General features: G+C 75.3%; 3 protein-coding genes. 1 reads left to right on the forward strand and 2 read right to left on the reverse strand.

Annotated features, from left to right (window positions below; genetic code table 11):
• Positions 1–145: 145 nt before the first annotated feature.
• Together B0E53_RS35130 and B0E53_RS35135 are read right to left on the reverse strand one after the other, a co-directional pair.
• Positions 146–1,654, reverse strand: coding sequence for a HAMP domain-containing sensor histidine kinase (locus B0E53_RS35130; RefSeq protein ID WP_107079795.1), 1,509 nt, complete (start codon positions 1,652–1,654; stop codon positions 146–148).
• Positions 1,632–2,387 (reverse strand): response regulator transcription factor, encoded by a 756-nt coding sequence (locus tag B0E53_RS35135; RefSeq protein ID WP_281492937.1) that lies wholly within the window; start codon positions 2,385–2,387, stop codon positions 1,632–1,634. Before B0E53_RS35135 ends, B0E53_RS35130 begins: the two co-directional genes overlap by 23 nt.
• Positions 2,388–2,546: 159 nt before the next feature.
• On the opposite strand from B0E53_RS35135, the gene B0E53_RS35140 reads away from it, so the two are divergent.
• Positions 2,547–2,732, forward strand: a 186-nt coding sequence (locus B0E53_RS35140) for a hypothetical protein (protein WP_146167925.1), incomplete at its 3' end; no start/stop codon positions are given.

The following is a 2,732-nucleotide window of genomic DNA, read 5'->3' on the forward strand; positions in this document are numbered from 1 at the left end:
GCGCCGGGGGCCGCGCCGGTTCCGGGGCGGGCGCGGGGGCCGGGTCGGCCGCGGGCGACCCGGCCGTGGGCGCGGTCAGCAGGCTCTCTGTTCTGTCCATGCCGGCAAGCCTGGGGCGGCCCGCTGGCCCGCCCCCGTGAGCGACCTATGCGTCGGCTGTGGGTTCGGGCAGCCGCACCGTGAAGACGGTCCGGCCGGGGCGGCTCGCCACCTCGACCTCGCCGTGGTGGGCCTCCACCACGGCCGCCACGATGGCCAGCCCGAGGCCGGTGCTGCCGTGCGCCCGGGAGCGCGAGCTATCGCCACGGGCGAACCGCTCGAAAACCTCCGGTTGCAGCTCCTCGGGGATGCCGGGGCCGTCGTCGGTGACGCTCAGCTCGACGCCGCCGGCCACCGGCGCCAGCCGGGTGGTCACCGTGGTGCCGGGCGGGGTGTGCACCCGGGCGTTGGCGAGCAGGTTCGCCAGCACCTGATGCAGCCGGTGGGCGTCGCCGGTGACGCTCACCGGCTCGTCGGGCAGGTCGAGCTGCCAGCGGTGCCCGGGACCGGCCACATGGGCGTCGCTCACCGCGTTGACCACCATGGCGGTGAGGTCGACCGGCTCGGCCGCCAGCGGACGGCCGGAGTCGATCCGGGCGAGCAGCAGCAGGTCGTCGACGAGGCTGGTCATCCGGGTGCTCTCCGACTCCACCCGGCGCAGGGCGTGCGCCACATCCGGCGGCACCTCGTCCCGGCCGCGCCGGGCCACCTCGGCGTAGCCGCGGATGGCGGCGAGCGGGGTACGCAGCTCGTGGCTGGCGTCGGCGACGAACTGGCGTACCCGCATCTCGCTGGCCTGCCGGGCGGCGAGCGCGGCGGCGACGTGGCCGAGCATCCGGTTGAGTGCGCCGCCCACCTGCCCGACCTCGGTACGGGGGTCGGTGTCGGCCGCCGGCACCCGCACCGACAGGGCCACCTCGCCCCGGTCCAGGGGCAGCTCGGTGACCCGGGCGGCGGTGGCCGCGACCCGGTTCAGCGGGCGCAGCGCGGCCCGGACGATCAGCGCGCCGAGCCCGCCGGCGATGATCAGCCCGGCGGTGACCAGCCCGGCCTGGGCGACCAGCACCCACATGACGGTGTCCTGGACCCCGGCGAGCGGGATGGCGACGGCCGCCAGCACGTCGCCGTCCGGCGACCGATGGGCCACCGCCCGATAGTCACCGCGGTCGCCGAGCTCGACGGTACGGGGCTGCCCGTCGGGAGGTAGCGCGGCGAGCGCGGCGATGTCGGTGGCCGGAACCGTCTCGGTCTCCCCGGATTCGGCTCGCATCGTGGCAGTGGTCGCTCCGCAGGCGGTCCGCAGGGCGATCGAGCCGGGTGGAAAGCCGCGCGGCGGCTCCGGTGCCGGTTGGTCGCAGGGGTTCGCCCGGCGCGGGTCACCGGGCGGACGCAGCCACGGCGGCACGTCGCCGGTGCGCCGGTCAGCCATGGTGAGCTGCTTGTCCACCTCGCCGACCAGGAAGTGGCGCAGGGCGATCGTGGTCAGCCCGCCGATGCCGATGCTGACCAGGGCCAGCAGTGCCACCACGGAGAGCACCAGGCGGCGGCGCAGAGACCAGCCCGCCAGCCGCCGCCGCAGCCGGCCGCCCCGGTCACTCCGCGGGCTTGAGGACATAACCCGCGCCGCGCAATGTGTGGATCATGGGCTCACGGCCCGCGTCGATCTTCTTGCGCAGGTACGAGATGTACAGCTCGACCACGTTGGCCTGGCCGCCGAAGTCGTAGTTCCAGACCCGGTCGAGGATCTGCGCCTTGCTGAGCACCCGGCGCGGGTTGCGCATCAGGTAGCGCAGCAGCTCGAACTCGGTGGCGGTGAGGTTGATCAGGTCGCCGCCGCGGCGGACCTCGTGGCTGTCCTCGTCGAGGCTGAGGTCGCCGACGGTGAGCACCGCCTCCTCGCGGGCGGCGACCGCGAAGCCGGAGCGGCGCAGCAGGGCGCGCAGCCGGGCGATCACCTCTTCGAGGCTGAAGGGCTTGGTGACGTAGTCGTCGCCGCCGACGGTGAGCCCGGCGATCCGCTCCTCCACCGCGTCCCGGGCGGTCAGGAAGAGCACCGGCACGGTGGGGGCCTGCTCGCGCAGCCGGCGCAGCACCTGGAAACCGTCCAGGTCCGGGAGCATGACGTCGAGCACCACGGCGTCGGGCTTGAACTGCCGGGCGGCGCTGATCGCCGCCATCCCGTTGCCGGCGGTCGTCACCTGCCAGCCCTCGTAGCGCAGCGCCATCGAGAGCAGGTCGGTGAGCGTCGGCTCGTCGTCCACCACCAGCACCCGCACCGGTTCGCCGTCGGGTCGGCGCAGCTCGATCCGGCCCTGCGCGGCCTGCCCGTTCATGACCATGACCCCCATCGTGGGCGCACCCGCTGTGCCGGTCCTGTCCTGGTCCTGTGTACCAGCTGTGTGGGCCGGCCGGCGGGATCCGCGCGGCCCGGCCGGTCGGGGCGGACCCACAGCCGGAGCACAGGCACGGCCCACGTCCCCTCCAGCCTCGCCGGGGACGCTCGGCGCATGAGCGTGGACGGGTTCTTCGAGGTCCGCTGGTGGTGGCGTCGTAGGGCGGTCCGGGTGGCGGTGTCCGATCGTACGGCGCTGCCGGCGGCCCGCCGCGCGGTGGCGCGCCGGCTGGCCGGGCTGGGCGCGGTCGACCTGGAGCTGTCCCGGGCGCACCGGGCCGCCGGCCGGCCGGTGCCGGTC

The sequence above is a fragment of the Micromonospora sp. MH33 genome, from assembly GCF_003013775.1.
GTDB classification, from domain to species: Bacteria; Actinomycetota; Actinomycetes; order Mycobacteriales; family Micromonosporaceae; genus Micromonospora; species Micromonospora fulviviridis.